At 52.2% G+C, this 16946-nt stretch carries 17 protein-coding genes; 1 reads left to right on the top strand and 16 read right to left on the bottom strand.

Annotated elements, in window-relative coordinates:
* Nucleotides 1–4: 4 nt before the first annotated feature.
* From M6D81_RS01190 to M6D81_RS01175, 4 genes are all read right to left on the bottom strand, one after another.
* Entirely contained in the window at nucleotides 5–316 is a 312-nt protein-coding gene (locus M6D81_RS01190; RefSeq protein ID WP_262674948.1) for an ArsR/SmtB family transcription factor, read from the bottom strand.
* A 299-nt stretch (nucleotides 317–615) separates the two neighbouring features.
* Nucleotides 616–1062: a threonine/serine exporter family protein gene (locus M6D81_RS01185; RefSeq protein ID WP_262674947.1), complete on the bottom strand. Its 447-nt coding sequence runs from the start codon at nucleotides 1060–1062 to the stop codon at nucleotides 616–618.
* 36 nt (nucleotides 1063–1098) lie between these two features.
* The gene (locus M6D81_RS01180; protein WP_262675086.1) at nucleotides 1099–1866 is read right to left on the bottom strand and encodes a threonine/serine exporter family protein; all 768 of its coding nucleotides are present in this window, start codon (nucleotides 1864–1866) and stop codon (nucleotides 1099–1101) included.
* A gap of 63 nt (nucleotides 1867–1929) precedes the next feature.
* The gene (locus M6D81_RS01175) at nucleotides 1930–2841 is read right to left on the bottom strand and encodes an NAD-dependent epimerase/dehydratase family protein (protein WP_262674946.1); all 912 of its coding nucleotides are present in this window, start codon (nucleotides 2839–2841) and stop codon (nucleotides 1930–1932) included.
* 130 nt (nucleotides 2842–2971) lie between these two features.
* Here M6D81_RS01175 and M6D81_RS01170 point away from each other — a divergent pair, with 130 nt between their 5' ends.
* Nucleotides 2972–3241, top strand: a complete 270-nt coding sequence (locus M6D81_RS01170) for a hypothetical protein (RefSeq protein ID WP_262674945.1) — start codon at nucleotides 2972–2974, stop codon at nucleotides 3239–3241.
* A 65-nt stretch (nucleotides 3242–3306) separates the two neighbouring features.
* Here M6D81_RS01170 and ahpF read toward each other — a convergent pair whose 3' ends face one another.
* The 12 genes from ahpF to M6D81_RS01110 form a co-directional block, all read right to left on the bottom strand.
* Nucleotides 3307–4836, bottom strand: a complete 1530-nt coding sequence (ahpF, locus tag M6D81_RS01165) for an alkyl hydroperoxide reductase subunit F (protein ID WP_262674944.1) — start codon at nucleotides 4834–4836, stop codon at nucleotides 3307–3309.
* Between the two features lie 13 nt (nucleotides 4837–4849).
* Nucleotides 4850–5413: an alkyl hydroperoxide reductase subunit C gene (gene ahpC, locus M6D81_RS01160; RefSeq protein WP_262674943.1), complete on the bottom strand. Its 564-nt coding sequence runs from the start codon at nucleotides 5411–5413 to the stop codon at nucleotides 4850–4852.
* 729 nt (nucleotides 5414–6142) lie between these two features.
* Entirely contained in the window at nucleotides 6143–7171 is a 1029-nt protein-coding gene (locus tag M6D81_RS01155; RefSeq protein WP_262674942.1) for an ABC transporter substrate-binding protein, read from the bottom strand.
* A 37-nt stretch (nucleotides 7172–7208) separates the two neighbouring features.
* A complete protein-coding gene (locus M6D81_RS01150; protein ID WP_262674941.1) occupies nucleotides 7209–8510 on the bottom strand; it encodes an NtaA/DmoA family FMN-dependent monooxygenase in 1302 nt (433 codons plus the stop codon).
* Nucleotides 8511–8647: 137 nt separating this feature from the next.
* Nucleotides 8648–9499, bottom strand: a complete 852-nt coding sequence (locus M6D81_RS01145) for a helix-turn-helix domain-containing protein (RefSeq protein ID WP_262674940.1) — start codon at nucleotides 9497–9499, stop codon at nucleotides 8648–8650.
* A 7-nt stretch (nucleotides 9500–9506) separates the two neighbouring features.
* The gene (locus M6D81_RS01140; protein ID WP_262674939.1) at nucleotides 9507–10625 is read right to left on the bottom strand and encodes an NAD(P)/FAD-dependent oxidoreductase; all 1119 of its coding nucleotides are present in this window, start codon (nucleotides 10623–10625) and stop codon (nucleotides 9507–9509) included.
* Nucleotides 10622–11374: a class I SAM-dependent methyltransferase gene (locus M6D81_RS01135; protein WP_262674938.1), complete on the bottom strand. Its 753-nt coding sequence runs from the start codon at nucleotides 11372–11374 to the stop codon at nucleotides 10622–10624. The genes M6D81_RS01140 and M6D81_RS01135 overlap by 4 nt, the downstream gene beginning before the upstream one ends.
* Before the next feature lie 557 nt (nucleotides 11375–11931).
* On the bottom strand, nucleotides 11932–12615 hold the full coding sequence (locus M6D81_RS01130; RefSeq protein ID WP_262674937.1) for a DUF4367 domain-containing protein: 684 nt from the start codon (nucleotides 12613–12615) through the stop codon (nucleotides 11932–11934).
* On the bottom strand, nucleotides 12612–13157 hold the full coding sequence (locus M6D81_RS01125) for an RNA polymerase sigma factor (protein WP_262674936.1): 546 nt from the start codon (nucleotides 13155–13157) through the stop codon (nucleotides 12612–12614). The genes M6D81_RS01130 and M6D81_RS01125 overlap by 4 nt, the downstream gene beginning before the upstream one ends.
* A 682-nt stretch (nucleotides 13158–13839) precedes the next feature.
* Nucleotides 13840–14319, bottom strand: coding sequence for a GAF domain-containing protein (locus M6D81_RS01120; RefSeq protein WP_262674935.1), 480 nt, complete (start codon nucleotides 14317–14319; stop codon nucleotides 13840–13842).
* Nucleotides 14320–14331: 12 nt separating this feature from the next.
* Nucleotides 14332–15831: an aminoacyl-histidine dipeptidase gene (locus tag M6D81_RS01115; RefSeq protein ID WP_262674934.1), complete on the bottom strand. Its 1500-nt coding sequence runs from the start codon at nucleotides 15829–15831 to the stop codon at nucleotides 14332–14334.
* 95 nt (nucleotides 15832–15926) lie between these two features.
* Nucleotides 15927–16898 (bottom strand): proline dehydrogenase family protein, encoded by a 972-nt coding sequence (locus tag M6D81_RS01110; protein ID WP_262674933.1) that lies wholly within the window; start codon nucleotides 16896–16898, stop codon nucleotides 15927–15929.
* Between the last annotated feature and the right edge of the window lie 48 nt (nucleotides 16899–16946).

Below are 16946 nucleotides of genomic sequence, written 5' to 3'. Positions count from 1 at the left end.
CACATTAATTGCAATCCTTTTGAATCAAATCGACTTTTTCCTTCAACGATGGAAGTCCGTCCAATATCGCCTGGATGTAGGGTTTATCTTCCACGTTAAGCGAGTAATAAATCCATTGTCCTCTCCTGTCTTCATTCACAAGTAGCGCAGCTCTCAGCTTGCGCAGATGCTGGCTCGCGTTAGGCTGTGAAGTCTCCAGCAAGTCTGCGATATCGCACACGCACAAGGCGCGTTCCTTCAACATCACCATCATGGTCAGTCTTGTCTTGTCTCCAAGCAACTTTAATTGCTCCGCAACCGTGTGAAGTTGTTCCATGCTCATTCTCCCCTTTGTCAGCTGTATTCCGTTACTATATAATAATTTAATTATATAATCAAGTGATTATATAGAGATATGCCGATATTGCCGACTCGGTCACCAATAAGAACTACATTACCGATACTCCTTGTTTTCGCATGACGATTCACTCTTCTCGAACAATGAGTCGATGATAATCTCAAGGGCAGACCTTAGGTCAAGCAAAAGGTCGATGCGAGTTAATTTCGACCATTTACGCACAACGCTAATAAGCAGGCAACGGAAAGTTGCCGCTGCCTTCTTGCTGCCAATTTGCGTTATGTTTTTTTCATTTCCCTATTCACCCAAGTCTTCCGAATCAACTGATGAAGCACCTCGGAGAGTACAAGCCCCATGGCGATTGAGCCCGACACCATGAGCGCTTTGACCCCTTGCTGCACAGCTGTCGTATACTCGCTCTCCACCAGATGCCTCATCGCATCGTAAGCGAGTCCGCCGGGGACGAGAGGAATAATGCCCGATACGCCGAAGACAGTAATCGGCATGCGTTTCCACCTGGCGAGCACATGGCTGAACATCGCCACGCCCACCGCAGCGATCAACGTCGCAACAATCGCATTCAACTCCTGCAGCGCCAGCAGGTAGTATAGCATCCAGCCCAGCAAGCCGACGAGTCCGCACAGCAGCAGCGCCCGCTTGGGAACGTTGAATATAATGCCGAACGCCGTAGAAGCAACGAAGCTTGTTATCATCTGTTCAATCATCTATTGTCCCTCCATTGCATGAACAGCTTCCTCATCCTATAGCTGAAATACGGACAGTACGACCGCAATGCCTGCTCCGATCGCGGATGCCGTCAGGAACGCATCGGCTCCCTTCGACAGGCCCGACAGCAGATGTCCCGCCATCAGATCGCGAACGGCATTCGTAAGCAGCAGTCCCGGCACAAGCGGCATAACGGAGCCGATAATCATCAGATCAAGATGATGACCGAACCCTGCTTTCACCATGAGCACCGAGACGATCCCTATCGCCATTGAAGCCAGAAATTCCGCGAAAAACCGAATGGGTATAATGAGATGAAGCCAGATCAGCAATGCAAGCCCGATGCCGCCAGCGATAGCGACCGGTATAAAATCCGCCCATATCCCTTGCAGCATAATCATAAAGCAGCCGCTGGCAATCGCAGCAGCCGCAATTTGCAGCCAGGCGGGAAATGCATTCCTCGCTGCTTCAATCCCCTTCAATGCTTCCAGAGCTTCGTCCAGATTAATCGTTCCGTTCGCAATCTGCCGCGACAGATCGTTCACTTGCGTTACCTTCTGCAGATCGGTCGTTCGGTCCGTAATGCGAACGAGTCTGGTGGCGGGATAAGCGCCCTGGATACCGAATATAATGCCCGTCGGCATGACGAAGCTCTGCGATTCAGGAATGCCGAATGCCGCGGCAATGCGCATCATGGTATCTTCGACGCGATACGTCTCGCCGCCGCTCTGCAGCATGATTTTTCCTGCCAGCAAGCAGAGCTCGGTCACTTCCTCCACGCGATAAGGAATAGTCTGGTTCATCACATCTGTCTCTCCTACTTCATGTTGCTTCTATAAGTATAACCGTATTTCGATATACATCTATCACATTTCCGCTGTCTCCCCTGCCTCTACACTCTCCTGCGCCGCCATCTCCCTCACAAGAGCGGGCAGCCATTCATGCAGCTGCGTGAACGTGTAGCCAGCAGCAGAAGCTTTGCTCGTATCCAGCCCCCAATCAGCCGGAACGCCATACGGAGATTGATGCGCTTCATCTGTCTCTTGCACGAGCTTCCCTGACTTGCCGGTTGCCTCCGATATCAGTTCAATTAACTCTTCATTGGAAATATGTCCGCTCGCACAGGCGTTAACGGGACCGGCAAGCTCCGATTTTCCCAGCCAATAGAGGAAGTCCGCCGCTTCATCGGCATGGATATAGCTCATCCTGGCTTGCGGATTAGGCATTCCGATGGGATTGCCGCTCTGTACATGTCGAATATGAAAGTTCAACCGATCTGTATAATCGTCAAGTCCCATAACGATAGGAAACCGTACTGCAGCTACCGGGAAAGCAGCCTTCCGAAACATAACCGCTTCGACAAGCCGCTTGCCTTCCGCATAGCCCGGTTCTCCTTGCCCCCCGTTCCTCTTCAGCGGATGCGTGAAAGGATCGAAGTCCTGCTCGCGCCAGCTCCGATTGCCGAATGCGTAGACGGCCATCGAAGATGTGACGATATATTTGCCTGTACGCTCATTGAACACCTCTGCCGCTTGCTCGGCTTGCTGCGGAAGATAGCATATATTATCGTATACGAGGTCATATCGCTCCGCTCCGATTGCTGCAGCCAACGTCTCGGAGTGTTGCCGATCCACCTTCAGTCGCTTAACTGCATCTCCGAATGGATCTGTCGTATTCCCCCTCGTTACAATTGTTATATCGGCTTGCTCGGCGATCCATTGCTGCACCAGTCTCTTGCCGAAAAATCGGGTTCCGCCAATGACTAACACTTTGGTCATCGCTTATCGTCCACCTTCCCATACGATTCATCTCTTCCTCCTATCATACGATATTGCCGTACGGATACCAAGACTCTTAATCATTCCAAAAAGAATCGGAGAGCTCCTTTTTGGTTGGAACTCTCCGCGTATGAACCGGCTGTATGTAAGGATGACGCAAGGAGTGACGCAATACAATCAATTGTATGCTCAACTCCTGGCAGCTAAGCTTAATGTTCTGAATGGCGCCACTTGTCAAGCGGCAGTGGATGCCATTGCGGCTGCAGATGCCTTCTTGTCCGGCAGCGCTGTACCTGATCAGCCTGTAATCGCTGCCGCACTTGCCATGACGCTGGAGATGTTCAACTCAGGGCAACTGACGGATTGTCCTCCGGAATGCAATGATAACTGTCCGAATTAATAATGAATCTTCATGATCATCGAAAAAAAAGCTGGCATCGGGATGTCCCAATGCCAGCATTCTTATTAATTGCGAATAAGATAATCGAAGGCGCCCAGCGCGGCCGTCGCACCCGATCCCATGGAGATGATGATCTGCTTATACGGGCTGTTCGTGCAGTCGCCTGCAGCGAATACGCCCGGCAAGCTTGTTGCGCCGTGGCTGTTCACCACGATCTCCCCCATGCGCGTGCGCTCTACCGTATCGCCCAGCCAGTCCGTGTTCGGCACCAGACCGATCTGAACGAAGACCCCTTGCAATTCGATATGCCTGGTCTCTTCCGTCTCACGATCCATATAGGCGATGCCGTTCACTTTATCCTCGCCTGTAATTAACTTCGTCTGCGCGTTCGTAACGACAGTAACGTTCGGCAGACTGTGCAATCGGTCTTGCAGCACGGCGTCCGCCTTCAGCTCAGCCGCGAACTCCAATACCGTGACATGATTGACGATACCCGCAAGATCGATAGCTGCTTCGATGCCGGAGTTGCCTCCGCCGATGACCGCCACGTCCTTGCCCGTGAAGAGCGGACCGTCACAATGCGGGCAGTACGCTACCCCTTTGTTCTTGAACTCCGCTTCGCCCGGCACGCCCAGATTGCGCCAGCGTGCGCCAGTCGAGATGATCATTGATTTGCTCTTCAAGACGGCGCCGTTCTCCAGTTCAAGCTCGATCAGCTCTTTCTTCTCGAGACGCTTTGCGCGCTGTGTCTTCATGACATCAATATTGTAGTCCTTCACTTGCTGCTCGACACTGGCTACAAGTTGAGGCCCTTCAATATACTTTACGCTAATGAAGTTCTCGATACCCAGTGTATCGTTCACCTGACCGCCGAAGCGTTCGGCTACAATACCTGTGCGGATGCCTTTGCGCGCCGCATAGATGGCTGCGCTAGCACCCGCAGGACCGCCGCCGACGACCAGTACATCGAACGGCTCCTTACCCTCCAGCTCCGCTGCGTCCGGTCCGGTTCCCATCTTGGCGAGAATGTCTTCAATCGTCATCCGGCCGCCGCCGAACATTTCCCCATTCAGGAAGACGGTTGGCACGGACATAATGTCCTTGCTTTCCACCTCTTCCTTGAACACGGCGCCGTCAATCATCGTATGGGTAATGCCCGGATTGAGCACGCTCATCAGATTCAGCGCTTGCACGACGTCAGGACAGTTATGACAGCTCAGGCTGATATAAGACTCGAAGCGATATTCGCCGCGAATGCCCTTGATCTGATCGATGACGCTCTGCTCCACCTTCGGCGCGCGTCCGCTCACTTGGAGCAGCGCAAGCACCAGGGAGGTAAATTCGTGCCCGAGAGGGGTACCGGCGAACGTAATGCCGGTATCCTCCCCTACACGATTGACGCTAAAGCTAGGCGCTCTGTCCAGCACTGCCTGCTCGAGAGAGATGCGTGGAGACATGCTGGCCAATTCATCGACAAGAGCCAGCATTTCCTCTGTTGCAGCGCCTTCGCCAGCGTTGACTTTCAGCACAATATCGCCTTCCAGCAGTTGAAGATATTGCCACAGCTGCGCTTTAATTTCCTGATCTAGTTTCATAAGGAACAGCTCCTTAGATTTTACCTACAAGGTCAAGGCTAGGCTTAAGCGTTTCGCCGCCTTCTTGCCATTTCGCAGGACATACTTCGCCTGGATTGTTGCGAACATATTGAGCGGCTTTCAGCTTGTTCACCAGCGCGCTTGCGTCGCGGCCGATGCCGCCAGCCGTAATTTCCACCGTTTGGATCACGCCGTCAGGGTCAACGATGAATGTACCGCGGTCAGCAAGTCCTGCTTCTTCGATCAGAACGTCGAAGTTGCGGGATACTGTATGGGAAGGATCGCCGATCATAATGTATTCCACTTTGCCGATAGCAGGCGAAGTCTCATGCCATGCTTTGTGCGTGAAGTGAGTGTCAGTCGATACGGAGTACACCTCGCAGCCAAGCTGCTTCAATGTAGCATATTGGTTTTGCAGATCTTCCAGCTCAGTCGGGCATACGAATGTGAAGTCAGCAGGATAGAAGCATACTACGCTCCATTGACCTTTGAAGCTTTGCTCGGTAACCTCGACGAATTGACCTTTGTGGAAAGCCTGTGCTTTGAACGGTTGTACTTCAGTTCCGATTAGTGACATGTGTGTATATCTCCTTTATCAGTGGATTGGATTGACAAGCTTGTACAAGGTGAATCTGAACGATGTCTTGGACAAACTTTATAATCATTATTATTTACGATAGGATATAAAGTGTCAAGACAAAATTTATATTTATTCTTAACTGAGAATACATTTCACACAATCTTCATCTTTATCCTATCGGCCAACTTTACCATTGTCCCAATCTGCGGAACAGTCTATTCATCGGATGCCGGAATTCCTTCTTTCCGCGCCGCCTTCATCCATGGTGCAACGTTTTCCGACTCTTGAGCGTCATAGATAGCAAAGAATGGAAAGTGGTGTCATTTATGTTCTTTTATATGCGTGTCTTCGCTTGCATGCTGGCTTGTGCGCTCCTTCTTTCCTCTACTTCTCTTGCTCCTTCGGCAAGCGCATGCGATCCCGCACCTTGGTCTTTCGGACTGCTTGGTGAACAAGCTGATGGGATTCAGACACCTGATCGTCACTCGCTCATTTGGGATTCGGAGGCTCCGCCTCGGTGGCTTTACGCGACCGCGTTAATACTAGTGGCTTTAATGGCTATCTCGCTTTCGTTCAATTCCTGTGCGCGCACCTGTAAAGAATCTAATCCACACTAATCGGGAAGTCAGCAAAAAAAGGACAGCGGAGCAAATGGGGGCCGCATCCCCGCTTGTCCCAGCTGTCCTGATCCCTCTTTACAGTTAGCATTCCCTTACGCAATATCAGCTATTTGGCCGCTTCCTTCTCAACCAGCTCTATAAAATGCTTCGCAGCAAGACGAACAGCCACGATGCTCGCCGAGTTCAGTGAGTTGTCGAATATCAGTACGCTATCGTTTTTAACGGCCTTCAGGTTATTCCAAACGTCTAACGTTGCATTGGTTTTCACAGCCTCAGCGGCTATTTTCTTATCATGCTGAATGATAAGGTAGTCAGAATCCAGTTCATGCAGCCCTTCCAGCGATAACGGATCGTTGCTCTCGGGATACTCCTCAGGCGCCTTTAGTCCGAATCCGGTATCCGAATTGTAGTACATCGTATTTTTCTTGCCTTGCGCAATAAACTGACCTTTGTTGCCGACGCGGAGAAGTGTGAATGTTTTGTCTTGCAGGCTGGCCAGCTTCTCCTTCGCTTTCGTAATCATCTCATGCGTTTCCTCTATTAATTGTTCTGCCAGCTGCTCTTGTCCGACAATCTGGGCGACCAGCCGCGTCGTCTCATCCCATGGCTTCGTATAATCGAAGACAACGACGGGTGCGATCTTGCTTAGTTCTTCATTGAAGTTATCTGTAGCGCCCATGAACGTGACGATCACATCGGGATCGGCCTCAAGCAGCACTTCGAGATTGGAGGCCTCCACTCTGCCCAGATCGACGACCTCGGCCGTATCGGCATATGGCTCCAGCGTTTCATACTCCTCCAGCGCTTTCGCAGCGAAGGTCGAAGCGTATGCAGGCGACTCCAGTGCGAAGAAATAATCCAAATATAGAGGATGCAATACTGCAACGCGCTCTGGTTTTTCCGAAAGAACAACCTCCTTGCCCGTATTGTCGATGATCTTCCTAGGCCATACGCCTTCTTCTTCCTTTTCACCTTCACCTGCGTTATCTGCCGGCGTAGATTCAGATTGTTTCGTTGCATCTTCAGCCGTACCAGCAGGCTCGCCTGCATTGTTGCCTTTATCCCCTTCACCGCAACCTGCCAATATGCTTGTCAGCATCAAGATGGCGACTAATATAGCTACTGTCTTTTTCATCTCCTGTTACCTTCCCCTCATCTTGTCTTATGTTCTTCTATGCCATATCCATATGTTCGCGCAACGTCGTTCCAGAGTATTCGCTTCGGTACAAGCCTCTCTCAACCAGCTTCGGCATCAGTTCGTCGAAGAACAAATGCAATGACAGCTCCGAGCCGCCCGGCAGCGCGATGAACCCGTCCATGGCTCCTGCCTCGAACCAGGTGACAATGTCATCGATCGCATCGTCAACCGTTCCGATTACGACCCAATGCGAAGACCCCACTACCTCAGGTCTGGATAGCAATTGCTCCACAGTAGGCTTGTTGTCGGCGATGTATCTGCGCAGTAAATCGGCATGTGTCCGGCTGCGGACAGGTTGCGCTGCATCCGGAAGAGAGTCCCTCGTAAGCTTGTAATCCAGCGGCAGCTGCCTAAGATCAATGCCCAATATCATCTCTACGGACGCGTACCTGCGCTCCACGCTAATGGCAGCATGCGTCTCTTCGTGCATCCGATGGGCTTCTTCACGCGTATGGCCCAGGAAGAAATACATACCCGGAAGCACCCGAACGGCTTCTGGTTCACGGCCGTTCTGCACCGCTCTTCTGCGAAGGTCCTGACATAGTTCAATGCCCGCCTCCATATCGGGGATCGAAGCGAATATCGCATTCGCAATCGATGCGGCGAAGTTCCGTCCTGTATCCGAGGCGCCAGCTTGGAACAAGGGAACGGAACCCGAATAATGAGCAGCCGTATTAAGCGGTCCTTTCACATGGAAGTACGGTCCTTCGTGATCAATCGGCGCAATCTGCACGCCGCTGCCAGCCGAATCCGGGCTCGATGCGCCGGCAAGCGCTTCGTACGGATAGCTCTCCCACAGCTTGCTTACGACATCCGTGAATTCTCTCGCTATCGCATACTTCTCCTCTGCAGACGGCATAGGTGCGTTCGAGAAGTTCTCAGCGCCGTCCAGCGAGGTCACAATGTTCCATCCCGCTCGTCCGCCGCTGACCCAATGCAGCGATTGCAGTTGTCTGGCAACGACATATGGCGGATTGAACGTCGTAGAGATCGTCGTGACGAGTCCGATTCTCTCCGTCTCCCGTGCGATCGCCGTCATCATTATGGTGGGATCGATACTGCCGAATTGCGGCGCGCGGCCCTGCTGTACCCGAAGAAACAGCGTATCCGGGCGGAATACGAAGTCCAGCTTCGCCCTCTCCGCCATCTTTGCCAGACCGACATAGAATTCAATCATATCAATCGGCTTTCCACCTTCTTCTTCATGAGAGCTCTTGCCTCTCAACCAGGTCGGTGTCAAGGATAGGCCAATATAAAGCCTTCTTCTTCCTTTCATATCTGCGGTGTGCCTCCCCAAAGGATATCGATAATCATTATCAGTTAACAGTATACCAACTATCCTCGTTGATGAGAATACACAAATGACAAAAGAGGGATGCACCATTATCCAAACAGGCATCCCGACAAAGATATTTATTTGTCATTCCTATATTCAGAGGGAGAGACGCCAAACCTCTTGCGAAACAATCTGCTGAAGTACAGCGAATTGGCATAACCGACGCTGAAAGCAACATCGCGTATCGGATAGGTTCCTCCTCTCAGCAGTTCGCCGGCTCTTTCCATTCGATGCTGAATGACGTAATCGATCGGTCTCACGCCAATATACTTGTGGAAGAAATAGGAGAATTGCTTCACATTCATGCCGTGCAGCTCCGCTAGCTCGTCAAGTGTCAACGGCTTCATATAATGTCCATGTATGTAGGCTACCGCATCCTCTATGCTGCTTCTATGGGACGCGCCTGATGCGCTGTCTCGCTGCCGACTGCGCAGGAGAACCTGATAAAGCAACTGAAGCAATAGACTCTTCACCTGCAGTGTGGTTATTCCTTCAGTTGCCCTGTATTGCTGGTGCAGCACACTCAGCATCTCCGCTTCCTCTGGCCTCACTCCCGGCTCCAGCTTGAAGTGTACGTCAAGCTCACACGCACTATCAGCTCCTGGAGGCTCCTTCCGATCATCCATGGTATAAAAAACGGTATAATACTCGAACTCGGAGCCGCCAATCACTTGAGCGTCAAGCGTCATGCCTGGAGCAGCATGGAAGACGGAGCCCGCATGCAGCATGTACATCGCCGACTCATTCACGCAGAAGCGGGCTTCTCCCCGCACGACGAAGAGAAAGCCATAATTTTTGGTCTTGAAATCGCTCAATAGGCTGCTCGGTTGAATGGTTATTCGGAATACATCCGTAATGGTGAACGAGCAGCGGGCGAAAAGCAACGCCAGCTTGTCGATGTCCGTCACGCTGTCCCACCCTCTCTCCAACTACTAACTACTCTATGGCTTTTCGAATGTCGTAATCGTTCATATCAATATCGGGAACCTCACCCAGCGCAAGCTTGGCAAGCTGTTCGCCCAGCAATGGCCCTACTGTCAGTCCCGAAGCGCCCAGACCGTTGGCCGTTAATAAGCCTTCCCAATCCGGAACAGCTCCGATAACGGGAAGAAAGCCAGGGGTGAACGGGCGAAAGCCGACCCGCATCTCTTGAAATGTGCCATCTGCCAGGCCAGGCGCTGCCGTGAGCCCTTTCTGCAATATTTCTTGCATACCGCCTGCAGTGGCTCTTGTGTCATAACCTTCGACATGATCTTCATGCGTAGCGCCAATGACGATCTTACCCTCGTCGAATGCGAGCAAGTATTGATCGGACGGCGGCATCACGACGGGCCATATGCCCGTATCGCCTTCCTCTCTCACTTGCACATGCATAATTTGCGCCTTCTGATAACTCACTAGAAAGGTTATGCCGAGTGGCTCCAGAAGCTGTCGTGCCCATGCGCCGGCACAGACAATGACCTGGTCCGCTTCATGACATTCTCCGTCGACTGTGAAGCCGGTGATGCGGTTAGAACGGCTTACCAGCTTCGCATCTCCCTCCATGAACGCCGCACCGTAACGCTTCGCTGAACGAATCAGAGCATCGCGCAGCGCTCGGCCGTCGACGCGGGCTGCTCCGCTGACATGAACGGCTTGATAGCCCTCGGCAAGCAAGGGGAATCGCAAGCGAACTTCATCCTCCCCGCACTTTGTAATGTCCCCGATCTCAGGCGTGTCTTCTTTGCGCATATGCGCTCTCTCCGCCATTTTGTCCATTTTACCGGAATCGTGATGGAGATGCAGGGAACCGACTCTGCTGTAGCCTGTCTCGGTCTCTCCTTCTCTTCGCAGCTCGGCAATCAGCTCCGGGTAGAAGCGCGCCCCGGCCTTGGCCAGACGATACCATGCCTGATTGCGCCGCTGTGACAGCCAAGGACAGATGATGCCCGCTGCGGCATCCGTCGCTTGTCCCCTATCCTTGCGGTCGACGAGCACGACCTCCGCACCTCGCTTGGCGAGCTGATAAGCTGTCGATGCGCCTAATATGCCTGCTCCGATGACTGCAACTTTCATATCGGCTGCATTCCTTCCTCTTCTAACATAGCGGCAATTCTTATCCTGCACGTATCCGCCGTCCATATTCCGTCGCTCTCCAGCTGCGGCTTCAGCATTGTCTCTATCGTATTGTACATTTGCTCCTTGTCCGCTTGAGGAACGTCATGGAAGAAGAAGTGATCGAACGACGATAGCCAGTTCCGCAGCCAGCTATCCCCCCGATGCGGCGAAGGGCTGTCGAAGTGGCGTGCGGCCAATACGCGAAAGCCGTTTTGCTCCAGCAAGTTGGTATACTCGCTAAGCGTAGGGTGATACCACGGATTCCGTCCTTCCCATGCATAGCCATTCGATTTCAGGGTCTGACGGATGGCGTTGATTATGATCGCCGTATTCTCGCTGCCAGCGAATTCCGCCACGAAGCGGCCGCCGGCACGCAACGCCAGCCGAATCGATTGCACGACAGCTTCAGCCTCTTTCATCCAATGCAAGGATGCATGCGAGAATACCGCATCGAAGGGCTGGTCCGTCCGGAATTGACTGGCGTCTGCAACTACGATGTCCCATTCAGGATACTTGGCTCTGGCCCGGCTCACCATTTCCTCGGATAGATCAATACCGTGCGGTATCGCACCTGCCTCAGCCATTCGAGCCAAGAAGCTGCCTTGGCCGCAACCCAAATCCAGAATGCGTTCACCCGGCTGCGGCTCCAGCCAAGTGAAGACATCCTCCTCCGGCTTCAACGTCAATGTCCATTTATGATTAGGCATTTCACGCCCCCTTAATTAAAGACTTCAGGTATCTATAATAACGATTATAGAGCAAAGCTGTCAATGCCTGTTCCATTAGCGCCCTTATGGAGCTAACGGTAACAGCCCTAACGCTGTTAAAAGCAAGCGCCAATTTTTCTGCCCGGCCTGTAATGGTATCTGTGTGCCATGACATATACTGCCCGATAAGTACAGCATTTGGCGTCCTTCATCCTTGTTCCCAAGTTCCAACCGAGGTCACATTGCCTACAGCTCACTATTCGCCCACTTTCCTGTCTCCAACCGAGGTCACATTGCCTACAGCTCACTATTCGTCCACTTTCCTGTCTCCAACCGAGGTTACATCGCTTATTACTCCATAATAACGGAATCATCTTACCATATTTGTCCGGCACCCTCACTTTGTGCTTGTACTGCTTACACAGAACAAAAAACTCCCATCCCAAAAGGGACGAGAGTCTATGCTCATGTGGAACCACCCAAATTCATCATTGCCTTGCGGCAATCACCTCTTCAAGTGCGTCGCAAATAGTGGTTAGTGTTAGCCCGCAGAATAATTATGATTCTAAAGACTGAGCGATCCGCAGCGCTTCTTCGGCCGTAACGGGACCGGTAATGGAATAATGAATCCCGTCTACCACCCAATATAGTTCCGTCATATTAGGCTGTTCGAACACATAGCCTTCCGCATCGCCCACTTGCACCTTCGTGAACATATCCAGAGGGTATCCAGCCTGCATCCGGCTTGCGAGAAACGTCAATGCTTGCTCTCCGGAAGCATAGGTGAGCACTGCATCTCTCAGCGGTTCGCCTGACATCCCTGCCGTCGTAATCTCTGCTAAAGTGAACCGTTCCGGCATGAAGCCGGGAACGTGCAACTCGGGACCGAATGCCTCTCTCGCTTCATCAATAGAGCTGTACTTCGTCGTCAACAGCTGCGACAGATCCGATCCGGACACTCCTCCGTTCGATGGTGGCAGCGTTGCTGCCGGATTTCCATTTGGCGCCTTTGCAGTCTGTTGAAGCAAGGGATACGCCGCGAAGATCATAACAGCCGCAGCCAGCAACGCCAATCCCGCTTTCCATCGTTTCATGATCGTCATGTTACGTCCTCCTTTAATTTCGGCGGCTTTCCGCCGTATAGCCGACTTCGTGTCACTGCTAAGCTCCATTCGGGAGAACAGGATATCGTCTGCCTCCTTCCGAAGCTGCTCGCGTAAGATGCGATCCATATCCGTCATCGCTCTTCCCCCTCCTTATCCATCTCCCGGGACAACGCCAATCGTGCCCGATGCAATCTGTTCCGCACCGTACCTTCAGGCGTATCCGTTATCCCGGCAATGTCCTTCGTGCCCAGATCCAAATAATAATACAAGTAGAGCGCTTCCTTATACACTGGCGGCAGTGCCAGTACAAACTGCAGTACTTCGCTACGCTCCAGCTTCTTCAGCGCCTCAGTCTCCGTATCCCATGTCCTGCCGCGCTCCAGCTTGATAGGATCGGTTGGCCGCTCCGAGAACATGCGAACGCCCATCTTGTCCCGGCAGACGTTGATGGCAATTGTCGTCAGCCAAGTCTTGACGCTGCTGTCCCCGCGGAATGACGACCAACCCCGATAGGCGCGCAGGAATACTTCCTGACTAATGTCTTCGGCAAGATGACGATCACCTGTATAGAAGTAAGCGGTACGCATAACAATTGCGCCATATGCCTCCATCAGCTGCTCCAGGGCCTCTGCTGACTGCTTGGAAAATTCATTCTTCTTCATGCCGGCCGGCAACACTTGATCACCACCTCCACCCTATTAGACGACATGAACAGCAATTCCGCTGCATGGAACTGCAAAAAAATGAGGAAATCTCTATCGTCATATGGCATTATTAATCTCCGAGTATCCGGAAACATATCAATTGCAATTCCAGCTCAGGAAAGCGCTAAATGATAAACCGACCGCAACACCAATCTTCTATAAAGTCCGTATGATCTGCCAGATTCAATTGTATTGCACGATTCTTTTCAGCTTCCTGCAACTATCTTAACTGTATTTCATGTCATTATTTTTAATGGAATGCTCCTGATTGTCACAAATAACTGGATTTTATGCTGCTCCTTCAGCTCATTATGACGATATTGCCCTATCTAGTCTGATTCAACTGTACTTATTCCATTTGCGGCTATTGAGAAAGACAATTTACCTACAATAATGACACAAAATCCAGTTAACCGATTCCTACACCGGAGGGCGCTCGAATGCGGTTCCGTTAATTTAGTGTTGGCTGCATACACTTGAAGTGCTGCGCTAACACGCTATTCCGCCACCCCAGTAGGTTGCCTATACTATTCTAGTGCTCACGAATCGATCCTCTAGCTTTAGTTAGTCAACTCGAAATTTACACGTTAAAACACTAAAAAACCGGCTGCAACAGCCGGTTTTTTAGTGTAAATGTGCGCGGGTATATCGGATGCTACAGATGCGAGCATAGCTCCTTAACGAACTTCTCCATATAATGCTGATCGATCTCATCGAACCGGTTTAGACTTGGGCTGTCAATATCCAGTACGCCGAACAGCTCGCCGTTCAGCAAGATCGGAACGACGAGCTCCGAACGAGAAGCCGCATCGCAGGCGATATGACCGGGGAACTCGTGCACATCCGCAACCCGTACCGTCGACCGCTCCCTCGCCGCTTTGCCGCATACGCCCTTGTGATACGGAATGCGCACGCACGCAGGTAACCCCTGGAATGGTCCAAGCACCAGCTCATCGCCTTTGCTCAAATAAAACCCGACCCAGTTCGTGTCGTCCAAAAACTGGTTCAACAGCGACGAAGCGTTGGACAAATTCGCGATGCGATCGTCCTCGCCTTGCAGCAATGCCCGAAGCTGGGATAATAACAGCTCGTAATTCTGTTCACGCGTGCCATTGAATTGCTCGGTATGAAACATTGGCCATCCCTCCTATTCCTTCATAGCCTGCAGCACATCCTGCAGAAAAGCCCACGTGCGTTCTACGGATGAGATGGACAGATGTTCATCTGGCGTATGGATGTCATACAGATTCGGACCGCATGATACGGCATCCAGCTCGGGAAGCTTCTCGATCAGAACCCCACATTCCAATCCGGCATGAATCGCCTTCACTTCGAGCGGCTTGCCGTAACGGCGCTCATACACTTCTTCGAAGAGCGGGCGAAGCCCGGAGTCTGGACGATACGGCCAACCCGGGAAGAAGCTGTCATGACGGCACCCGCAGCCGATGGCTTGCGCGAGCGTCTCCATCGTGCGCAAGACGTCATCCAACTGCGAACGATGAGAGCTTCTTGCCAGACTCTGCACGACGAACGCTTCGCTGTCGGTCGTCATCACCCCGGGATTGGTGGAGGTGCGTACGAGATTGTCGATCGCCTTGTCCATGCTGAGCACGCCGCTTGGCATTAGCGCGAGCAGACGGATGACGGACGTTTTCGTCGCATCGTCGAATACTTTGCCGGACGAGGAGCCTGCTCTTCCGTCTGGGTGCGATGACGCATCGGCTTGCAGCGTGATCTCAACGCCCTCGTCCGTCTGCAGGTACTCTTCACTCAGAATCCGGTTCATCTCCTGCACGCGAGCTTCCGCTGCTTCGATCTCCGACTCGTGCAAGTACAGGCTTGCTTCCGCTTCCCGCGGAATTGCATTAACCTTCATGCCGCCATGAACACCTGCCAGCTGAAATACGGTATGACGACGCAAATCATCCAGCATTCTTCCCAGCAGCTTGTTGGCGTTGCCCCGCTCATGAATGATATCGTCGCCGGAATGCCCCCCTTTCAAGCCATGCACGGATAGTTTGTAAGGCTGCCCCGCTTCCCCCTCTTGCTTCGTCCATTGGATAGGAACCGAATGATAGATGTTAACGCCTCCGGCGCTGCTGACGAACAGTATGCCTTCACGATCAGAGTCGAAATTGATCATTCTGCGCCCTTTCAGGGTAGAGGCATCAAGGTGAAATGCGCCTCCCATCGTCGTCTCTTCTTCCGTCGTCAAGATCATCTCCAGCTCGGGATGCGCCATATCCGGCATGTCGATGATCGCCAACGCCGTTGCCACCGCGATACCGTTGTCCGCCCCAAGCGTCGTCCCACGTGCATAGATCATATCGCCGTCAATGCGAAGAGAGATCGGATCGTTTGCAAAATCGTGCGTCGTTCCTTTATTCATCTCGCACACCATGTCCAAATGGCCTTGGAAGATGACGGGTTCAACTTCCTCATAACCTTTAGCCGCAGGCTTGCGGATAATTAAGTTGAACCGCTCGTCTTGCTCTGCGGTGCAGCCCCTTTGCATTGCGAATTCTGCGACATAATCGCTAATCCCCTTCTCATTGCCGGAAGCCCGCGGAATTTTCGACAGCTCCTCGAAGTGTCGCAAGACAAGGCACTCGCCATTATATACTTTTGTTTCGTTGTTACTTTTCACACTCATCCCTCCATCCTGCTTACTAGAGTATCAGGTTTTGCTCCCATGTGCCAATGGAGCTTGAGGGAGAAGCGTCCATTACGCGACAGTATGGTCTATTCATACGCCAGAACGGAATCCTCTGCGTCTTCACCCAGCATCGCGATCAAGGCTTTATACAGATTCGGCGGATGCTCGGCGATGCGGTGGCATAAGTACAAATACCATTCGTGACCGTAGGTCAAATAGATGCGTACAGGATAGCCGTCGTCCCTCCATTTCATACTCAGCTCGGGCCGGATACCGTACAGCATCTCGATCTCCACATTGTCGGCCGACAGCAGACCCGCTTCCATGAGCTGATCCAATAGACCTTCATCGTGCGTAGCAACCGAGACACGGTGACCCGAACGAACCGCTTGCCGAACTAGCGACTTATAGCGTTCATTAAGCGCCATCGAGCGAGGAAGCGCGATCTCCTCCGCTTCCTGATAAGCGCCTTTCACAATCCGCAGCAGCGCATTGACCGGAAGCTTCGTGCATACGTCTTCCGATGTACGATGCAATTGCGCTTGCAACGTGATGCCGATATTGGCATATTGCTTGCATGCCTTCGAGTATACTTCCAGAATGCGGTCGGTCTTCGCCGATTCCTCCATGCTGATGAACAGCTCGATCCCGTATGCTTGTGCCGCTTCGGCGAGCCTGCACAGCTGTGCAACGGTATAAGACGGATCAATCATCAAGCCGATATGGGACAGATCGAAGGACACACGCGAAGGAATCCGCTTCTCTCCCAGCCCCTCCACAAGCGTCAGCAGCTCTGTAGCTGCCGCTTCGCAATGCTCGTGAAGTGTCGTGTTCTCGCCTATGTATTCAAGAGATACCGCATATCCCCGTTCGACAAGCCGCTCCGCGACAGCAACGCCGTCTTCCCGCAACCCGCCGGTTACATACTGCTTCGCCGAGCGCCAGAGCAAGCTCTGCAGCAGAGGATTGCTCTCGATGTACGATTTGATGTCCTGGCGGCGTGCGACGGATTTCAGCGCGTCTGCGAACTCCCTCTCCAGCTGTGTATAAGTATGCATAGCAACAACCTCTCTTTCGTTAAGTACCCCCAGTGTACTTGGAAGAGA

Source organism: Paenibacillus sp. J5C2022 (assembly GCF_025567625.1).
Taxonomy (GTDB): domain Bacteria; phylum Bacillota; class Bacilli; order Paenibacillales; family Paenibacillaceae; genus Pristimantibacillus.
The sequence above is the reverse complement of the archived record's forward strand: the minus strand, read 5'-3'. Positions and strand labels throughout refer to the sequence as shown.

Bases quoted from the DNA above. Each gene is read 5' to 3' on its own strand.
- M6D81_RS01190 (WP_262674948.1), bottom strand. From the start codon at position 316: ATGGAACAACTTCACACGGTTGCGGAGCAATTAAAGTTGCTTGGAGAC.
- M6D81_RS01185 (WP_262674947.1), bottom strand. From the start codon at position 1,062: ATGATTGAACAGATGATAACAAGCTTCGTTGCTTCTACGGCGTTCGGC.
- M6D81_RS01180 (WP_262675086.1), bottom strand. From the start codon at position 1,866: ATGAACCAGACTATTCCTTATCGCGTGGAGGAAGTGACCGAGCTCTGC.
- M6D81_RS01175 (WP_262674946.1), bottom strand. From the start codon at position 2,841: ATGACCAAAGTGTTAGTCATTGGCGGAACCCGATTTTTCGGCAAGAGA.
- M6D81_RS01170 (WP_262674945.1), top strand. From the start codon at position 2,972: ATGAACCGGCTGTATGTAAGGATGACGCAAGGAGTGACGCAATACAAT.
- ahpF (WP_262674944.1), bottom strand. From the start codon at position 4,836: ATGAAACTAGATCAGGAAATTAAAGCGCAGCTGTGGCAATATCTTCAA.
- ahpC (WP_262674943.1), bottom strand. From the start codon at position 5,413: ATGTCACTAATCGGAACTGAAGTACAACCGTTCAAAGCACAGGCTTTC.
- M6D81_RS01155 (WP_262674942.1), bottom strand. From the start codon at position 7,171: ATGAAAAAGACAGTAGCTATATTAGTCGCCATCTTGATGCTGACAAGC.
- M6D81_RS01150 (WP_262674941.1), bottom strand. From the start codon at position 8,510: ATGAAAGGAAGAAGAAGGCTTTATATTGGCCTATCCTTGACACCGACC.
- M6D81_RS01140 (WP_262674939.1), bottom strand. From the start codon at position 10,625: ATGAAAGTTGCAGTCATCGGAGCAGGCATATTAGGCGCATCGACAGCT.
- M6D81_RS01135 (WP_262674938.1), bottom strand. From the start codon at position 11,374: ATGCCTAATCATAAATGGACATTGACGTTGAAGCCGGAGGAGGATGTC.
- M6D81_RS01130 (WP_262674937.1), bottom strand. From the start codon at position 12,615: ATGACGGATATGGATCGCATCTTACGCGAGCAGCTTCGGAAGGAGGCA.
- M6D81_RS01120 (WP_262674935.1), bottom strand. From the start codon at position 14,319: ATGTTTCATACCGAGCAATTCAATGGCACGCGTGAACAGAATTACGAG.
- M6D81_RS01110 (WP_262674933.1), bottom strand. From the start codon at position 16,898: ATGCATACTTATACACAGCTGGAGAGGGAGTTCGCAGACGCGCTGAAA.